The 17,052-nt window shown below is 38.9% G+C and carries 15 protein-coding genes; 8 read left to right on the forward strand and 7 right to left on the reverse strand.

What is annotated here, in order from left to right; all coding sequences use genetic code 11:
- The first annotated feature begins 28 nt into the window (after positions 1 to 28).
- From HQQ94_RS03105 to HQQ94_RS03115, 3 genes are all read left to right on the forward strand, one after another.
- Positions 29 to 865 carry a winged helix-turn-helix domain-containing protein gene (locus tag HQQ94_RS03105; RefSeq protein WP_173293042.1) on the forward strand — a complete coding sequence of 279 codons (837 nt, stop codon included), beginning with the start codon at positions 29 to 31 and terminating at the stop codon, positions 863 to 865.
- On the forward strand, positions 853 to 1,347 hold the full coding sequence (locus tag HQQ94_RS03110) for a hypothetical protein (protein ID WP_173293043.1): 495 nt from the start codon (positions 853 to 855) through the stop codon (positions 1,345 to 1,347). Before HQQ94_RS03105 ends, HQQ94_RS03110 begins: the two co-directional genes overlap by 13 nt.
- A gap of 365 nt (positions 1,348 to 1,712) precedes the next feature.
- Positions 1,713 to 2,741 carry an HNH endonuclease gene (locus tag HQQ94_RS03115; RefSeq protein WP_173293044.1) on the forward strand — a complete coding sequence of 343 codons (1,029 nt, stop codon included), beginning with the start codon at positions 1,713 to 1,715 and terminating at the stop codon, positions 2,739 to 2,741.
- Positions 2,742 to 2,995: 254 nt separating this feature from the next.
- Here HQQ94_RS03115 and HQQ94_RS03120 read toward each other — a convergent pair whose 3' ends face one another.
- A complete protein-coding gene (locus tag HQQ94_RS03120) occupies positions 2,996 to 3,496 on the reverse strand; it encodes a hypothetical protein (RefSeq protein WP_173293045.1) in 501 nt (166 codons plus the stop codon).
- A 638-nt stretch (positions 3,497 to 4,134) separates the two neighbouring features.
- Between HQQ94_RS03120 and HQQ94_RS03125 the strand changes: the two genes are divergently transcribed.
- Positions 4,135 to 5,388: a dicarboxylate/amino acid:cation symporter gene (locus HQQ94_RS03125; RefSeq protein ID WP_173293046.1), complete on the forward strand. Its 1,254-nt coding sequence runs from the start codon at positions 4,135 to 4,137 to the stop codon at positions 5,386 to 5,388.
- A 62-nt stretch (positions 5,389 to 5,450) separates the two neighbouring features.
- On the opposite strand, the gene HQQ94_RS03130 is transcribed toward HQQ94_RS03125, so the two are convergent.
- Together HQQ94_RS03130 and HQQ94_RS03135 are read right to left on the reverse strand one after the other, a co-directional pair.
- Positions 5,451 to 6,344 (reverse strand): hypothetical protein, encoded by an 894-nt coding sequence (locus HQQ94_RS03130; protein ID WP_173293047.1) that lies wholly within the window; start codon positions 6,342 to 6,344, stop codon positions 5,451 to 5,453.
- A 16-nt stretch (positions 6,345 to 6,360) separates the two neighbouring features.
- The gene (locus HQQ94_RS03135; protein ID WP_173293048.1) at positions 6,361 to 7,551 is read right to left on the reverse strand and encodes a hypothetical protein; all 1,191 of its coding nucleotides are present in this window, start codon (positions 7,549 to 7,551) and stop codon (positions 6,361 to 6,363) included.
- A gap of 308 nt (positions 7,552 to 7,859) precedes the next feature.
- Here HQQ94_RS03135 and HQQ94_RS03140 point away from each other — a divergent pair, with 308 nt between their 5' ends.
- The gene (locus tag HQQ94_RS03140) at positions 7,860 to 8,336 is read left to right on the forward strand and encodes a peroxiredoxin (protein WP_173293049.1); all 477 of its coding nucleotides are present in this window, start codon (positions 7,860 to 7,862) and stop codon (positions 8,334 to 8,336) included.
- A 40-nt stretch (positions 8,337 to 8,376) separates the two neighbouring features.
- Here the strand turns inward: HQQ94_RS03140 and envZ are convergent, their stop codons facing one another.
- Together envZ and ompR are read right to left on the reverse strand one after the other, a co-directional pair.
- Positions 8,377 to 9,690: a two-component system sensor histidine kinase EnvZ gene (gene envZ, locus HQQ94_RS03145; RefSeq protein ID WP_173293050.1), complete on the reverse strand. Its 1,314-nt coding sequence runs from the start codon at positions 9,688 to 9,690 to the stop codon at positions 8,377 to 8,379.
- Positions 9,691 to 9,729: 39 nt separating this feature from the next.
- Positions 9,730 to 10,452 (reverse strand): two-component system response regulator OmpR, encoded by a 723-nt coding sequence (ompR, locus tag HQQ94_RS03150; protein WP_173293051.1) that lies wholly within the window; start codon positions 10,450 to 10,452, stop codon positions 9,730 to 9,732.
- A 479-nt stretch (positions 10,453 to 10,931) separates the two neighbouring features.
- On the opposite strand from ompR, the gene HQQ94_RS03155 reads away from it, so the two are divergent.
- The gene (locus HQQ94_RS03155; RefSeq protein ID WP_173293052.1) at positions 10,932 to 13,307 is read left to right on the forward strand and encodes a PAS domain-containing hybrid sensor histidine kinase/response regulator; all 2,376 of its coding nucleotides are present in this window, start codon (positions 10,932 to 10,934) and stop codon (positions 13,305 to 13,307) included.
- On the forward strand, positions 13,300 to 13,779 hold the full coding sequence (locus HQQ94_RS03160) for an Hpt domain-containing protein (protein WP_173293053.1): 480 nt from the start codon (positions 13,300 to 13,302) through the stop codon (positions 13,777 to 13,779). Before HQQ94_RS03155 ends, HQQ94_RS03160 begins: the two co-directional genes overlap by 8 nt.
- 98 nt (positions 13,780 to 13,877) lie before the next feature.
- Here the strand turns inward: HQQ94_RS03160 and HQQ94_RS03165 are convergent, their stop codons facing one another.
- On the reverse strand, positions 13,878 to 14,768 hold the full coding sequence (locus HQQ94_RS03165; protein WP_173293054.1) for a diguanylate cyclase: 891 nt from the start codon (positions 14,766 to 14,768) through the stop codon (positions 13,878 to 13,880).
- A gap of 269 nt (positions 14,769 to 15,037) precedes the next feature.
- Between HQQ94_RS03165 and HQQ94_RS03170 the strand changes: the two genes are divergently transcribed.
- Positions 15,038 to 16,291: a methyl-accepting chemotaxis protein gene (locus HQQ94_RS03170; RefSeq protein WP_173293055.1), complete on the forward strand. Its 1,254-nt coding sequence runs from the start codon at positions 15,038 to 15,040 to the stop codon at positions 16,289 to 16,291.
- A 42-nt stretch (positions 16,292 to 16,333) separates the two neighbouring features.
- Here the strand turns inward: HQQ94_RS03170 and greB are convergent, their stop codons facing one another.
- Entirely contained in the window at positions 16,334 to 16,816 is a 483-nt protein-coding gene (gene greB / locus HQQ94_RS03175; RefSeq protein ID WP_173293056.1) for a transcription elongation factor GreB, read from the reverse strand.
- Between the last annotated feature and the right edge of the window lie 236 nt (positions 16,817 to 17,052).

The following is a 17,052-nucleotide window of genomic DNA, read 5'->3' on the forward strand; positions in this document are numbered from 1 at the left end:
ACCATTTAACGATAAATAAGAGAGTATTATGTCTGATCAAGGGGTATCTATGAGGGGATCAGGTCTATATCTCATTGAGCAGAAGATAACATTTGATTCCTTAAAATATGTATTATTAACAACGACAAAAACACAGAAGCTTTCTCATAGTGAATCTACTCTTCTTAAACTTCTTATTAGTCAGGCTGGAGCGGTGATTGAACGTGAATATATTCTGACCCATGTTTGGGGGGGGAGGTCTGTTACTGATGCATCAGTGGTAAAAACGGTATCTACACTTAGAAAAATACTTAAAGATTGCGGCATTAAAAATGATGCTATTTTGACCATTCCTAAAGTGGGTTATCGTTTTGTGCTTGAAACCTCTCCCATTATTACTGATGATGCAGGTGATGCAGGTGATGCAGGTGATGCAGCTATCCAAAATATAGCAATACAGGAAACGCCAGCAATCCAACATAAAACAGTTATTCAGCGATTATTCAATAAAATTGAATGGGTAATGATGGTAGCAAGTATCTGTGCATTATTAGGTACTTTATATAACATCAGCTTAGCGGCTGGAGTTGAAAAAGGGGATTATATTGCTAAAGGTTATGAAGAGCGAATAATAGTCATAAATGAAAAACCCTATAATATCATTAGTCATAAATCAATTAAGATTGATTTATGGTTAAAAAGTATTATTGCAAATATTCCGCAGGGGAGCACAATTTTTTTAGAAGAGGTACAGGGCACCATTAATGTATCATTTGCTATTGATGGTGAAGGTGCTTCATTCGTATTTAAAAAAGATAATGTTTTGTTAGCAAAAAAACAAATAAATGATTTTTTGAGTAATATGGGGGCTGTATGCGAACTATAATATTTATTGTTTGTTTTTTAGTATATTATTTATCTACTATTTATCTTGAACATTCCTTAATTGATAATGGTGAGTATCGAGGGTCATTTAATATTATAAATGGTAGTGAGATGAGTAGCATTATAACTGTTAGTAATGTTGAAAACAGTAATTTGTTAACTCGTCATTACCTTAATACTCCTGGTTTGGATAATACTGCATCATTTTTATCAAATGGGAAGCTGACTAAAAATTATGGTGATGGCGAATTTGAAATAAATTATAGTACTAAGCAAATTGGTGATGGAGGGGACATTATTGACCCCCATAATATTAATTTATACCTTACTATGAGTGAGAAGCTTACAACATCAATGACTGATAAAGTAAAACTACTTTATCATAAAGATAATATTATCGTCTCTTATACTCGAATTTTTGGGCCTCAAAGAGCGATTATGTACGTCAAAAATGTTTGTGATATTGAAGATAATGGAGCTTAACATTACTCAATATGATAAAAAGTGATCGTAGTAACTGCCGTAAGCTGAGATTAAGCAATTAATCATTCACTTAGCCTAAGATCATCAAAAATAAACATTCAGGTTCTTCAATTGCCGCCAGTGTGGATGCCTTATTATGCTCAGAAAAACTAAAGTGTAGATATTTAACCTATAGATCGCCATCTTTGGTTCCTTAGATAGTTATGGTGTGGTAATGTGTTGTTAAGTTTATGTTAATTGCTGCTCGTCCGGTGAAATAGTGACATTAGAATGTTACCTTTTGCTTTGATGTGAAGTAGCGAAAATCAACTTCTCCTCTCCTTAAATAAGTGGCACGATCGCTTATACCTTAAAAGCAGGAACATATGGATAAGAAAATCGCTAGGTTATGTTGGAATAAAAATGAATGGGTTACTCCTTCTGGAGTAGAAGATAAAAGCCTCGATAAAAAATCATTTGAGTTCACTAGAGGCTATGGGAATGAAGAGTGGCTTCGTGATAAAACAAAGTTGGTTAATGGTTATAAATTTTCTTTTTTACAAGCAATAAAGACCAAAAATAATAAGCATCAAGGTCAAGAGTATGCCGTTTGGCTTTACACGCAAATCAATAATCAAAAACTCTGTTTAGGTTACATTAAACATGTCATTTGTGTCACGACAGAGGAAGCCATCAAAGCGGTAGAGGCTCATCAAGAAAAGGGTTGGTTTGAAGAGATGTCAACTCAACTTGCAGATCTTGATCTTGACAGTTCAACACTTGTCGCAAGCGATGCTCTCGATAACTTTAACATTAAATACAAGCCTAAAGATTTAGTTTGGTTTAAAGAGCCGAAAGACATCACCGCCCAGTATAGTAATAACCGCTACGTGTTAATGAACCTCATCGATCCTGACTTTAATGTTCACCATATGATCGAAGACAATTTAGCGTATGACTTGCTTGAACTCCTTGAAGAAGACTTATCTGCAACGCAAATTGAACAACCTATTCTTGCTCGTATAGGACAAGGTGAGTTTAAACGTAATGTTATCGAGCTTTGGCAAGGAGAGAAATGCGCTGTGACCTTAGTCGCTATTAAAGAAATGCTGATTGCAACGCATATTAAGGCATGGAAAGATTGTGATAGTGATGAAAGGCTAGATGGAGCTAATGGTTTGCTTCTATGTGCACACCTTGATAAATTATTTGATAACCATTTAGTGACTTTTTTGCCGAGGAATAATCGTTACTACCTTGCTTTATCTAGTCATCTCGATCCTCATCAACTTCGAGGTTTAGGTATAGAAAAAGACATTGAGCTCAATACAGCACATCTTGATTTTGATGCATCTGAACGATTCAAAGAATATATGGCTCATCACAATGAGATATTTACCAGTAATCAAGATTAGTTTACACCACTCTCATATGCTGACGAGGCATAATGTTTAGTAAAATAGCTTCGTTAGTTACCGTTACAAATTTTTTTTGTAACAAAGTTCTATGTAGAACAATAGGTAACATGCCACTACCTACTATTTTATGATGGGTAAAGTGGCATGTGTATTAGCATATTACCCAATCGAGTTTTTGATTAACATGCGACTCAGAAAAGCATGAGACTATCTGAGCATGTATGCATATTTAACAGGTAAGGGCGTTTCGTTTATGGCTGAGTTCTAGCTTCCACTTCTTGATTTTTAGATAGAAAATCAGATATCTCTGGTAGTTGATAGTTTGATTCGAAATCATCCCCAAAGCTGATTGGCTGAGGGATAAAGACAATAATGTTATCGCGGTCAACAAAAAAATCATAGCCGATAATAGGCCTAAGTTCTTCGTATCGCTTTCGTGACTCATATTTAAAGTCAATAAGCCGGCTGTAACTTCTATCAAGTGCATCAATAAATAATGTTTGTGCATTTTCAATACCTAATGACATTGAAAAATACTCATGACTATTTTTTATTGTAAAGGTAAACGAGTAATGAGGACGTGAAAAACCTCCACCCCATTTTGCTGCCTTTACTAAAATTAATGTATCTTTAAGATGTGATGCTTTGATTATATGATTGAATGTTATCTTTGTGATTAATTTGTTTGTTACAAATGCCCCTAAAGATCCACATAAAGTAGGTATAATCCATAACGATTTTATGATATCCATAGCGTATCTCGATCATTAACAACATACCTTTCAACTGTCATTACGCTTGCCATTGCAATGTCTATTTTTAGATAAGTTATTGATACGGCTAAAGTGGCTTTATTATACCATCTGACCCCTGAAAAGGGGTGTAAGATCACACGTATTTTATCAGGTTAATATTCCCCTAATAATAGCTTGGTGAACCTTCACTACTTTGTCCTTATGTGTAGGGCAATGCATCTTGTTAGCAATGATGGTTGATCAGAGTCAAAGTGACTGTTCAATGAGTATACAGATCTTGTTTCTCAATTTCTTTGGCTGAAGATGTGATTGTTATTGATGAGGAAACTACTAAAAATCACCTATTAAAATGAGTAATCGTTTTAAATAATCCTATTTTTCGGCATAAAAATCTAGTGTCAACTTTATTTGTGTTTTTTAAGTGGTTTTTTGTGACTAAATATTGGTAGCTGAAAGCTAAAGGGAAAATCAAGTGGTAGCCTTGGTTAATGAGTTGGGTTTTATAGGTTAAAATTCATACTAATTACTATGGTAGGACTTGTTGATGGTGTGTATATAGCAGAGTATTTGTCACTAAATAAAGGAAGTAAGGCTCTATGGAAGGAGTAACCACTATAAAATTGAAGGTACAAGTTATGTTTAAATCTCTATCATCCCGTATATTTGTTGGCTTGTTCGCCGGCTTAATATTAGGTTCTATTATTCAATATGGTTTTACTGGTGACAGTTTTGCCAGTACCACGCTAGTTGATGTCGCATCAGGCGCTGGCAGCATGTTTGTCCAGCTGATTATGATGCTGGTTGTTCCACTTGTCTTTTTTAGTATCGTGACTGGCGTTGTTGAGTTACGTGATCTGAAGTCATTTGGCCGCTTAGGCAGTAAAACCTTTGGTTTGTATTTTGCCAATACGATTATCGCTATTGTGGCGTCTATAGCTTTAGCGTTATGGATTGAGCCAGGTGCAGGAATGCAGTTGGTTGGTGACAAGCATGCAAGTTTAACATCGACTGAGCTACCTGGCTTTATCGATATGATAGTGAATATTATTCCTAGTAATCCTGTCCATGCTTTTGCTACTGGTAATATGCTACAGATTATCTTTATGGCGTTGTTGACTGGTGGCGTTGTCAAAGCCATAGGTGAAGAAGTTGAACCTGTGGTGGCTTTTTTCCAACTGGGTAACAAGATCATGCTTAAAATGATCACTGTTGTGATGAGTGTTGCGCCAATAGGTGTATTTGCACTTATGGTTAAACTTGGCGCGACTTTCGATCCTGAAGCCTTCCTAAGCGTACTGAGTTATATGGCAGTTATTGTAGGTTTATTGGCTTTTTGGGCATTAGTGGTATATCCCGTCGTCGTTGGTATGACAACCAACATCTCAGCTGCTGATTTTCGCCGTAAGACACGTGAACAGTTTCTATTCTCGCTGTCAACTGCGAGCTCAAATGCAACGATTCCAGTCACTATGCGTACACTAACTGAGAAATTGGGTGTTAAACGTAGCGTTGCAGGTTTCGGCGTACCTATGGGAGCAACCATGAACATGAGTGGTGCTGCTATTTACATTACGGTTGCCGCTTTCTTTGTTGGTAATGCGTTCGGTACACCGATCACCATGGACCAAGTGCCTGTATTGGCCTTCAGTGTGTTTTTACTGTCAATTGGTGCTGGTGGTGTTCCTGGTGGTGGGATCGTCATGATTGGTGTGCTAATTCATCAGATGGGCTTGCCTGTTGAGGCCATTGCGTTAGTTGCTGCTCTTGATCGTATCATTGATATGTTTTGTACCAGTACTAATGTCGTCGGTGATTCTGCTGTAGTGACCATGGTTGATCACAGTGAGAAGGCTGAAGAAGCTGAACTGTCTACACTGGCTAAAGCATAAAATACGTAAGTTATGAGGCCCCTCGCAGATTAAAGAGTCTGCGAGGGAGTTATATTTTAGTTTTATAGGGCACAAGCTCCGGTAATATCCCCACTATCAGCTGCCTTATCAGCTGATAAGACTCTGACTTTAAAGTTTTTAAAAGTTGCCATAGTTTTTCTGGCAGATGTAAAAGCTGACTGCAATTCTGTTGCTTCTCCACTTACCGCTATAGCATTATTTTCTTGTAGATAAATTCTCCATTCACTGTCTTGAGGAAGATTGATTAGATTCTGCTCGGTTTGTGGAAGATAACTGATTTCAGCCTTTTCTATACTTGGCCAATTCGCTAATTTTTCTTTAAATAACGGCATGCAAGACTGACAAGGAATTTGATTAATAAATACAGTTAGCTCTCCACCTCCGCTTAATTCACCACTGGTAATATCCTGTTCTATTTTTCTGAGGGCTTTTACTTCGGCATCATTGGCTCTTGCATAGGAGCTTGCGTGGAAATAAGAGCTGTCAGTAGCATATTCCTCTTCAGATATTTTTCCGGTCACTAAGCGTTCATCATCGCGCATTTGTTGGTTTATTTGTGCATTAAAATCCACATTGTAGTGCGGGCTATTTGCGGGAAAATTTGGCGCTGGTGTTGCGCCACTAAATGAATGATAAATTCTTGTCTTCAGCTCTCCAGCTGCGGTAGTATATTGGTACTCAAAGCGGGCAATGGATTTTTCTTTTACCCGATTAAGCCCTCTTTCAATTTCTTTTTTGACAAAACGCTGTGGAGTCACCAAGTCAATATAGGCTTGGCCATAAGCATCAATGATCCGCTCAACGGTATCATTAAGCAGTGCTGTTGCCTGTGATTCACTATAGGTGACTTTTTCAACCTCTACGGCAGCCGACCAAGCAGGTGCTGATATCAGTAAATAGGTGATCATACTGAGTAATGTGCTTTTGATGTTCATTTTGATTTTCTCTTTGTTAAATTTCACAAAATTCAGCCAGAAATGCTTCTTGGCTTGCCATTACATCTTCTTCCACGATGAGATCTTCTGCACCAAGCTCTGCGACTTCAGTCGTTGTGAAATATTCAAGAGAGGCAAAACCTTCCATCCCCAAGGTTATAGGCAATAAAATAGCGAACAAATTGCTAAGCAAGTTATTTTGTGAGGTTTCATAGTTGTGTCTAGGTTTAATTGCTTTTGACAGTTCTTGAGTGTACCAATGCCATACTGCCCTGTCTGTCATATCAACAAAGCAGTGATTTTGTGTTTGAGCCCCCTTGTGGCGAAAGTCTGTAGTGCAAGGTATATCAAACATGTAGCCTTGGCGATCGACAAGAGCAGTTGATAAACGAGCTAATCGATATTGTGTTTTTAAATAGCTTCGGTTGTGCTTATAAGGGTTAATAACCGTTTTAATAGATCCTTTGAGCACGGTCATTAAATATTCTTTATCATTTGCAGATATACTGGCTAAATTGTAAGTTTGCTCCAAGAAACGAGTGACCACATCGATACGTATTCCATTTCGTTGCCATTTACTCTCAGGGATGTAGAGGCTTTTATCTCTGACGATTTGCACAGCTAAAGCAAATTTTGAGATGATGGTATGAATATTATTAGTAAATTTGGCGTTTTCTAAGGTGAAAATTTGCCATGCTTTGTGGTAAATATCCGGATCTACCTGGGCTTTTACTACATTTGCACGTACAGCCAAAGGATCATTTTGATAAAAATGAGGCACGAGTGGATCGACCTCATAGGAAGGAAAATCAGGGTCTAATGAAATGAGCTCACCTGGGGAAAGTTCATCGAGTGTGAAATTCACCAATGGACGAGATTTCGTGTAGCCAGCTTCACGAGTTAGCAACTTCAATGACACGTTACTACTTGCGTTAGAGTGATAATATTGAGCGAAGTCATCCCAAGCTTGATGCCAAGTGATGTCATTTAACACATAGGTTAATTGATTATTGATATCAGAATAATCTGACTCAGGAGTCACTAAAAATAGTGCGTCTAAGGTTTGACTATTATAGACCTGTACATTATTCGTTTGCCTATCATGGTAATGCAAAGATTTAATAAAAGTGTCAGCCTGAATTGCTGTCGCTGTAGACGGCATGAGTCCTATGCTCGTTAGCATAATGGGTAAAAACTTTATTTTCATGATAATCCCAAAAAATGTTATAAACTTTTTCATCTTACTTTATGTGTAAGAATCACTTACTGAGTCTTGTGTTATTGCAATAGGTAGTGCTTTGTTTATTTTGTGTTTATTTGTGCCGGTAGTATGTGGTTTATGGGTTTATTTTTTTATATATTAGTTTTTGTTGTTGGTGATATTTCTACCTATTTACCTTAAGATACACCATTGTGCATCTTGGTAAGCGACGGGTCATATATCAAACTTTGTTTTTGTGACAAGCATGTTTTTAATGAGATAAACTATAAATTGAATGATATTGAGGGTAAATAATGATTAAACAAGGCGAGATGATTCCTAATGGTGCCATGTTAGGTGAGTTGACCAGTGAGGGAATGCTGACTCATTGCGTGACGGATTTATTTGCGGGTAAAAAAGTAGTGCTATTTGCGGTACCGGGTGCATTTACCCCGACTTGCTCAGAGTCGCACCTACCAGGATTTGTGGTCCTAGCGGATGAATTCAAGGCTAAAGGGGTTGATATTATTGCGTGCGTTTCAGTCAATGATGCCTTTGTTATGAAAGCATGGGGTGATAGTCAGAATGCATCTGAAATTATGATGCTAGCTGATGGAGATGCCAGTTTTACTCAGGCTATCGGTTTGCAAATGGATACAGCAGGCTTTGGTGGAATACGTTCGCAGCGCTATGCCATGGTATTAGAAAATGGCGTCATCTCTGAATTAAATGTTGAGGGGCCTAAGATGTTTGAGGTCAGTAAAGCCGAGGTTATGTTGGCTGCATTGTAAATATAAAAGAAGCCATTCAGGCTTCTTTTGCTCCAATGCTTTAATCTAATGGTAGCCAAACTTGGGCATGTAAGCCACCTTCAGTCCTATTGGTCAGCTTTATTTCTCCTTGATGGCGATCCACAATGCGTTTTATGATGGCAAGTCCTAGCCCAGATCCTACACTGCCCCTTGCAGCATCACCTTGTGTAAAAGGTTGAAATAGTGTTTGAATGTTATCTTCAGGTATACCTGGGCCATCATCTTCGACACTAAATCCGACTCTATTACCGTCGAACTGAGAGCTTAATTTAACCCAACCTCCGCCATAACGAAAAGCATTCTCAAGTAAATTACTTAGAATACGTTTAACGGCAATGGCCTGCATTGGAATATCTGGACAGCTAATTAGCACGACTTCAATTTTACTGTCACGATTAGATTCTGCCTGCACCACTTCATGGATAAGGTTATTGATCTGTTTTTGTTCGCGGATACTTTCTTGATCTTGACGTATATAGGCAATAAATTGATTGATAATGGCATCCATATCCTTGATATCATGAATAATACCCTCTTTGAGATATTCATCTTCTGCCACCATCATTTCTGAAGCGAGTCTAATCCTCGTTAACGGAGTGCGGAGATCATGAGATATACCAGCCATCAGTAAAGCTCTGTCTTGTTCGAGTTGCTTCATGCTATTGGACATTTGATTAAAGGCGTTGGTCACTTCGATTATTTCAGTTGAACCTTTCAAAGGCAGTGGCTGAGGATAGTCGCCCATTGACACGAGTATGGCCGCCTTTTGTAGCCGGCGTAAGGGTCTGTTTTGTTGCCGAGCAAACCACCATCCCCCAGCGACACTTAGCGTGCCAATCACAATTAAATAGAGGGTCAGTGGTGAAAGGTCATAGTCATTAAAGCTTGTTAAAGGCACTTTTATCCAGATAGAAGGAGCTTGTGGTGGTCTGATCCAGATCTCGAAGTCATCACCTTGGGTGATTCTGACCTCCGCTTTGCCACCCAGCAACTCAGACATCTGCGAAGATAAAAAACCATAATGTGTGGTGTGTTCGATACCCGCTTTTCGCGCTTGTTGCTGATTATATATCTTCATACCATCGTTATTAAGAACTTTGGCGTTGAGGGCCTCAACCATAGTTAGGTGTTCACGGCCGACATCAACCCCATCGACAAATAGGAGTTTTATTTGACGAGCGATCAACTGATTTATCTGCTGATAAGTGGGTTGGATAAAGTAGGTGGCGACAGACAAATAAGAGACGATTTGGTTAATGAGCAATAAGCTACCAATGAGCATGACAGTTTGGCTGAATGAGCTACGTGGGAGAAATTTTGTTAACCAGTTCAACTCAGGCTTACCTTATTAAGTAGATTCAGCTTAACGACCTTAACGAGCCGTTCCGTCAGGAACAAACACATAACCTAGACCCCACACAGTTTGAATGTATCTTGGGCTGGTGGCATCGTTTTCTATCAGGCGTCGCAGGCGTGATACTTGGACATCAATCGAGCGTTCGAGCGCAGAATAATCACGTCCACGAGCTAAGTTCATTAATTTATCACGAGAAAGAGGTTCTCTTGGGTGAGTAACTAACACTTTTAATACGGCAAATTCACCACTGGTCAATGAGATAGCATCAGTGGCATTATTCATCTCGCGGGTTGCAAGGTTGAGGGTAAATTCACCAAAAAATATCTGTTCCTCTTGCTGAGCTGGAGCACCAGGGACCTGCGGAGTCTGACGTCGCATGACAGCGTTAATTCTGGCGAGCAGTTCCCGGGGATTAAATGGCTTTGGCAGATAATCATCGGCCCCGAGTTCTAGGCCAATAATCCGATCGACTTCGTCCCCCTTAGCGGTCAACATAACAATGGGGATCGGGTTGTTATTTTGCCGAAGTCGACGACAAATAGAGAGACCATCTTCACCGGGTAGCATCAAATCTAACACCAATAGGTGAAAGTTTTCTCGTTCAATAAGTCGATCCATTTGTTCTGCATTCGCTGCACTGCGAACTTGGTAACCTTGTTCCATAAGATAACGTTCTAATAGTGCCCTTAGTCTCATATCATCATCGACGACGAGTATTTTTGAGGTTTCCTGTCCCATGTTTATCATCCTTATGAGTAGGGAACCGATGTTGATCGGTAGCCAACTTACTGATATTGAATATTAATAGGATAATATAGCCGTTTTTTGCTGCTGAAGACCAGCAGCTATTTTTTGCAGCATGGTACTTTATCCGCTTCTTATTCTGGGCTGATAAGTGTAAAGCTTATGAATTTAAAGGCTATTTTATTAATTTAGAGGCTGTGTTCATGAAGTTGTAAATAAATAAGATACCGAAATACCTGTACCCATGAAACACTTTAAACATCATTTAGATAGCGATGCTATTCAATCATTGCACTCGCTCAATGTCGTTACAATGATTAAAATAAGCCATGGATTAATTAAAAGTAAGTGGTCAAGCTGTGAAATAGTCAAAAGCTAGGCTAACCTCTAATAAGCTGTTATTTTTCCAACGATAGATCATTGTTAACGTCTGTACTTATTTCACATCGCTTGTTTGATTTCATGGAATGAAAATGCATAAAAAGAGATTGCGATCTTTATGGGAACAGTTTTTAGGCTGTATAACTCGTACAGATATGGCAGAAAATGCAGAAGAGACCTTATTATCCTCTTCATTGAAGCAGCAAGCCGAAGCTGCTAAATTTGCCTTAGATCAACATTCACTTGTCTCTGTCACTGATCTTGAAGGTAATATTCTCTATGTGAACGATAAATTTGTACAGATCAGTGGTTATCAAAGTAATGAGCTGATTGGTAAGAATCATAAGTTACTTAATTCAAATTATCAGCCGAAGGCGTATTGGCAAGCCATGTATCAAACCGTATTAGCGGGTAAAGTGTGGCATGATGAAGTGCGAAACAGGTCGAAAAATGGTGAGTATTACTGGGTTGATACCACGATAGTGCCTAATTATGATAGCAAGCGACAAGTCTCTGGTTTTACTTCAATTCGTACTGACATTACTCAACAAAAAGACAATATAACCCAGCTTGCTATCGCCAAGGAGCAAGCCGAAGCTGCTAAATTTGCTTTGGATCAACACTCACTGGTATCCGTTACCGATCTAGCAGGGTATATCCTCTATGTTAACGATAAATTTGTACAAGTTAGTGGTTATCAAGCATTTGAACTAATAGGTAAAAAACATAATCTACTAAATTCGAATAATCAGCCAAAAAGCTATTGGCTCGCCATGTACCAAACGGTGTTAGCCGGAAAAGTGTGGCATGATGAAGTGCGTAACAGGGCGAAAGATGGCCAATATTACTGGGTTGATACCACGATAGTGCCTAATTACGATAGTAAGCGACAAGTTACAGGTTTTACTTCAATTCGTACCGATATCACCCAGAAAAAAGACAATATAGCGCACCTTGCGATAGCCAAATTACAGGCTGAAGTCGCTAATGTGTCTAAAACTGAATTTCTTGCTAACATGAGCCACGAAATACGCACCCCAATGAATGGCGTTATTGGCATGACTAACTTATTGCTTGATAGCCAGCTCAGCCAAGAACAACACAAGTTAGCGGGGACGATTAAGTCATCAGCAGTTTGCTTGTTAAGTATTATCAATGATATTTTAGATTTTTCAAAAGTCGAAGCGGGTAAGTTAGAGCTTGAAATCATCCCCTTTAATTTAGGGAAAATGATGGAAGATATCGCTTCGACCCTGATTTTTCAATCACACCGTAAAGAATTGCAATTAATTTGCCCCGCAACCCCTATCATTGAGCAATGGGTTAAAGGAGATCCAGGCCGGATAAGACAAATACTGACCAATTTAATTGGCAATGCGATTAAATTTACTCCCCAGGGTGAGGTTGCCGTTTATGTTCGGTTAGTAGAGCAAACAGCTGAACAAAAAGTGTTTCGTTTTGACATTCAAGATACCGGAATCGGCATTGACGAGTCTCAACAAGCAGCATTGTTTGATAAATTTTCGCAAGCTGATAGCTCAACAACCAGAAAATATGGTGGTACAGGATTAGGCTTATCTATCTGTAAAAAACTGATTGAACTCATGGGCGGTGAAATAGGGGTAAACAGTGTCATAGGAAAAGGGACGACTTTTTGGTTCACGATCCCCCTACTCAAAGCCGAAGCTGTAGGTGATGGTATTATTTGCGATAGCAATATTAAAAATGAAAAAATATTAATTGTTGATGATAATGAAACTAATCGAGAGTTAATGCATCAACTGCATAAAATATGGGAGATCCCACATACGTCAGTCGACAGTGCAGTAGCTGCTCTGGCTGAGTTAGAGCTCGCATCTCAGACCGACACGCCTTATACCATCGCGATTTTGGACATGCACATGCCCGAAATTGATGGCCTAGAGTTGTACCATCAGATACAGCAAGTATCAAGATTATCGCAAACCAAGTTAATCATGGCCTCTTCACAAGCGCTGCGTGGTGATGCACTTAAAATGACACAAGTAGGATTTCAAGGTTATATCACCAAGCCTATTCAACAGTCTGAATTATTTAATATTTTATTAAGGGTGTCGGGTCTTGAGGACCCAAAATCATTCGTACCCCGTCACTCATCGAGCAAGTATGAGCAATTTAAAGCACATGTTTTAGTCGCTGAAGACAATACCACCAATCAATTAGTTATCGAAGGCTTGCTAGCTAAGCTTGGTATTATCGTTGACTTGGTCAGTGATGGTGAAGAGGTCATGACTGCTTTAAAAAATATTACCGATTATGACTTGATCTTTATGGACTGCCAAATGCCCGTATTAGATGGTTATCAAACCACGGCCAAAATAAGATCAAATCAAGCAGGTGTTACTCGTCGCGATATTCCCATCATTGCGATGACGGCTAACGCAATGGCCAGAGATAAACAAAAAATGCCTCGATTCCGGTATGGATGATTATTTATCAAAGCCTATCGATTCAGATAAAGTGATCAATATGCTAAAAAAATGGCTACCTGATAATGATGAGGTGGCCACAGAATCCACTCATATCATGGATAAAAAAGTAGAAAATCAAGATAAGACTGATAAAGCGCTGGTCATTTTTGATTATGAAGCGATGGCCAAAAGATTGATGAATGATCCTGTGTTAATAAAAGCTGTTGCAGAAAATTTTTGTCAAGATTTAGATGAACAAATGATTGATCTTAAAGCCAGTATTAAAAACAATGATGTGGACCAAGCTGCGGTTATTATGCATAAAGTTAAAGGAGCGTCAGCCAATGTCGGTGGTGAAACGCTAAGTGCGTTAGCCCTTGAAATGGAGTTAGCGGGCAAAGCAGGTAATATGGGAAATATAGAAGATAATTTAGATCAACTTGAACATCACTTAAATAGCCTTAAAGTGGCTATGGCGCAAACACTGTAGTCGACCATGCTACTTGATGTGAGCTTGTATCATGTAGTGGGTATCAATGGAGGGGGTTGGTCAAAATTAGGTCGGATCAGTGAGTGGATATAGCAGATTTACTCGCGTGTATTATTGGCTTTGACAATGCGGTTCCTGCCTTGTTCTTTAGCAAGGTATAAAGCGGCATCAGCGCGGGCAAGCAGTTGATCAAAACTTTCGTTCACTTGACATTCAGCTATGCCAAAACTTGCTGTGACGAAGATACCTTCAGGGATTAAGGCTTCAATTTTTAATCTAATCTGCTCGGTTTTATCTGCAGCATCTAAGATGCAGCAATTATCGAGTAATATCACAAATTCTTCGCCACCAAAACGAGCGGCAATATCTTCAGTGCGATTACTACTCGTTAATACCTGAGCAATGGCTTTAAGCACTGTGTCTCCAGATTGATGGCCAAAACGATCATTAACCTGTTTAAAATGGTCGATATCTAGCATGACTAATGATAACACTTCATCATTTCTAGCCGCTCTTGCCATTTTGTTTTTAGCGGTGTCGATAAGAAAATGGCGATTAAATAATCCAGTCAGTTGGTCGTGTAAAGCAAGGCACCTGAGTGCATCACGTTGTTGCTTCAATTTCATATGTGCACCGACTCTTGCAAGGACGATTGCAGGACGTATCGGCTTAGTGATGTAATCGACGGCACCTAATTGAAGCCCAAATTCTTCTTCATCATCACTGTCTCTTCCGGTGACAAAAATAATAGGGATATGCTGGGTAAGGGGATTATCTTTGAGATGACGGCAAACATCATAACCGTCCATGCCGGGCATAATCACATCAAGTAGGATCAAATCAGGTATAGGCTCTTGTACGGCTAATTCAATGCAACGCTTGCCGTCCATGGCGACTTTTAAATGGTAACGGTTTTGTAAGCATGCGCCCAATACGGCAATATTAGTATTGGTATCATCAACGATAAGAATCGTTTCTTGATCATCCATAAAGATAACTTACTCCAATGTTAATGATTTTTTATGCGAATAATTAAGGCTTAACTTACAGTATAGTGTTTTTAAAAAACTATACTGTTTAACTGACCATTAAGATTAGCAATGAAACTTCATGGTTCAAGTGGTATGTAAAATCTTGACTATTACTCGTGATTATTTTGAACAAAGAAACAACGATTGGTATTACCATAAAAGATGACTATAATTTTTTCTAACTGACAGTAATTTAACATGATGACAATGCAACAGGATGCAGCTTAATGATACTGATACGCAGGTGGGATGTTGTCGTTATATTGATAAGTTATATAGTGTGCTCTGGATTATTACTTTTTCGTATTCAGACAGATATGTACGCAGTGTTGTTTGTACTAGCGCATCTTTTGATCGCTTTTTTGGCTGTGTATCGTTTTGCTAGTTTGCTTACTCAACATATGCGGTTGCTTGAACTTCATCTGAAGCATTCTCAAAATCAAATTGATTTATCAAAGAGGCTAGAGTTAAGTGGGCCACTGCCAATGAAAAAACTGCATATGAATATTAATGAGCATTTTGATATGTGCGAAGAAAATATTGTTTCTTTATCAGAATCTATTGGCCGCCTAGTTCCAATTTCTAATGATTTATCAGAATCTTATGCTAACATGACTCAAAAGTCTCAATTGCAAGCTAGTGTCAGTAAAGTCGTCGGTGAGGATATGGAAAAAGTGTGGCAATCAACTGAAGAAGTATTAGCGCTAACGAGTATGATTGTTGAGGGGTCGATAAACTGTGAAAAGTGTGTGGCAGATGGAGTCAATACTGTTGCAAAATCCGTTAAGGCTATCCACAGTCTAGAAGAAAAAATGGATGAAGCGTTCGCAGAAGTTGAAATTCTGCAGCAAAATAGCAAGCAAATAGGCTCTATTTTAAATGTGATCACCTCCATTTCAAGCCAAACTAATCTATTGGCACTTAATGCGGCCATTGAAGCGGCAAGAGCAGGTGAACAAGGTAGAGGTTTTGCCGTGGTGGCTGACGAGGTACGCCAACTTGCAAGTAGAACAAGCGATTCAACCAAGGAAGTTAGTGGCATTATTGATTTAATCCAAGGTTCAACTGGAGTATTAGCTAAGCATCTGGACGAAAGTAAAGAGCTGCTAAAAGGCGGGGTTTCTAACATAGAGCAAGCCAATACCGAATTGAATAAGGTTGGCGATGTGATGGGGACAATGAAAGTCGATGTAGAGAAAATTGGCTCATCAATAAACAATCAAGCTAACGCTGTTTTACATGTTAAAAGCATTATTGAAGAGATCCAGGAGTTAAATCGTGAAGCGTTAAATACTTCACAGTTGCACACTGTTTCAGCAGGTGATTTGAATAATCTGGCAAGTAGTATGTATGACAAACTGTCCGTGTTTGCCTGTTCAAAAGTTATTTCACCAGAAGCCTTGAAACGTCGAGACCAACTAAGAGAAGATGCCGCTAATGAACTTGAACAAACCAATGATAATAGTTGCGATTTCTTTTGATTCATCCAATAACTAGAATGATGTAACAGCAGCGCCGCAGATTTACACGGTAAAAGCGGAGTAAGATATTTTGTTCACATACCAAGTTTGTTTTCCTGTAGGTGTCTTTACGACTGCTTCGTCATCGATCTCTTTTTTCAGTAAGGCAAGAGCCATGGGGGCGTCAATAGAGATGTAATCTTTTCTCCCGTATATCTCATCTGGCCCAACAATTTTAAATTGTTTAATTTCACCATTTTCATTTTCAATTTCGACCCAAGCACCAAAAAAAACCTTACCGTCTTGTTCAGGTGAATACTCAATGACCTTAACGGCCTCAATACGTTTTCTGAGAAATCTCACTCGAGAATCTATTTGCCTGAGTAGCCTTTTATTCTCTTTATAATCAGCATTTTCTGAACGGTCCCCTAGACTGGCAGCCCAAGTGACTTTTAGGGTTATTTCGGGTCTATACTCACGCCACAGATAGTGCAGTTCTTTATTTAATTTGTCCAACCCTTCACGGGTTATCAGGTTTGTTTTCAATTTGATCTACCTCGCTCTTAGTTGCTAATACTGTCATGCTTTTTTGCGATAGCTAAGGTGATAATACTGCCATTTAGGCCTAACTCCAATGGTTGTTGTCGAATAAGTTGGGTTGATGGTAAAGATGTTCACATTCTTCTGTTTTAGTTAATGATTTCGATATCGGTCATGCTTGAATCGTTGATTAACCTTGATTGTCGTTAATCATTAACGTTGAGCTTATTGGAGGTACTTAG

The organism is Shewanella sp. VB17 (assembly GCF_013248905.1).
Taxonomy (GTDB): domain Bacteria; phylum Pseudomonadota; class Gammaproteobacteria; order Enterobacterales; family Shewanellaceae; genus Shewanella.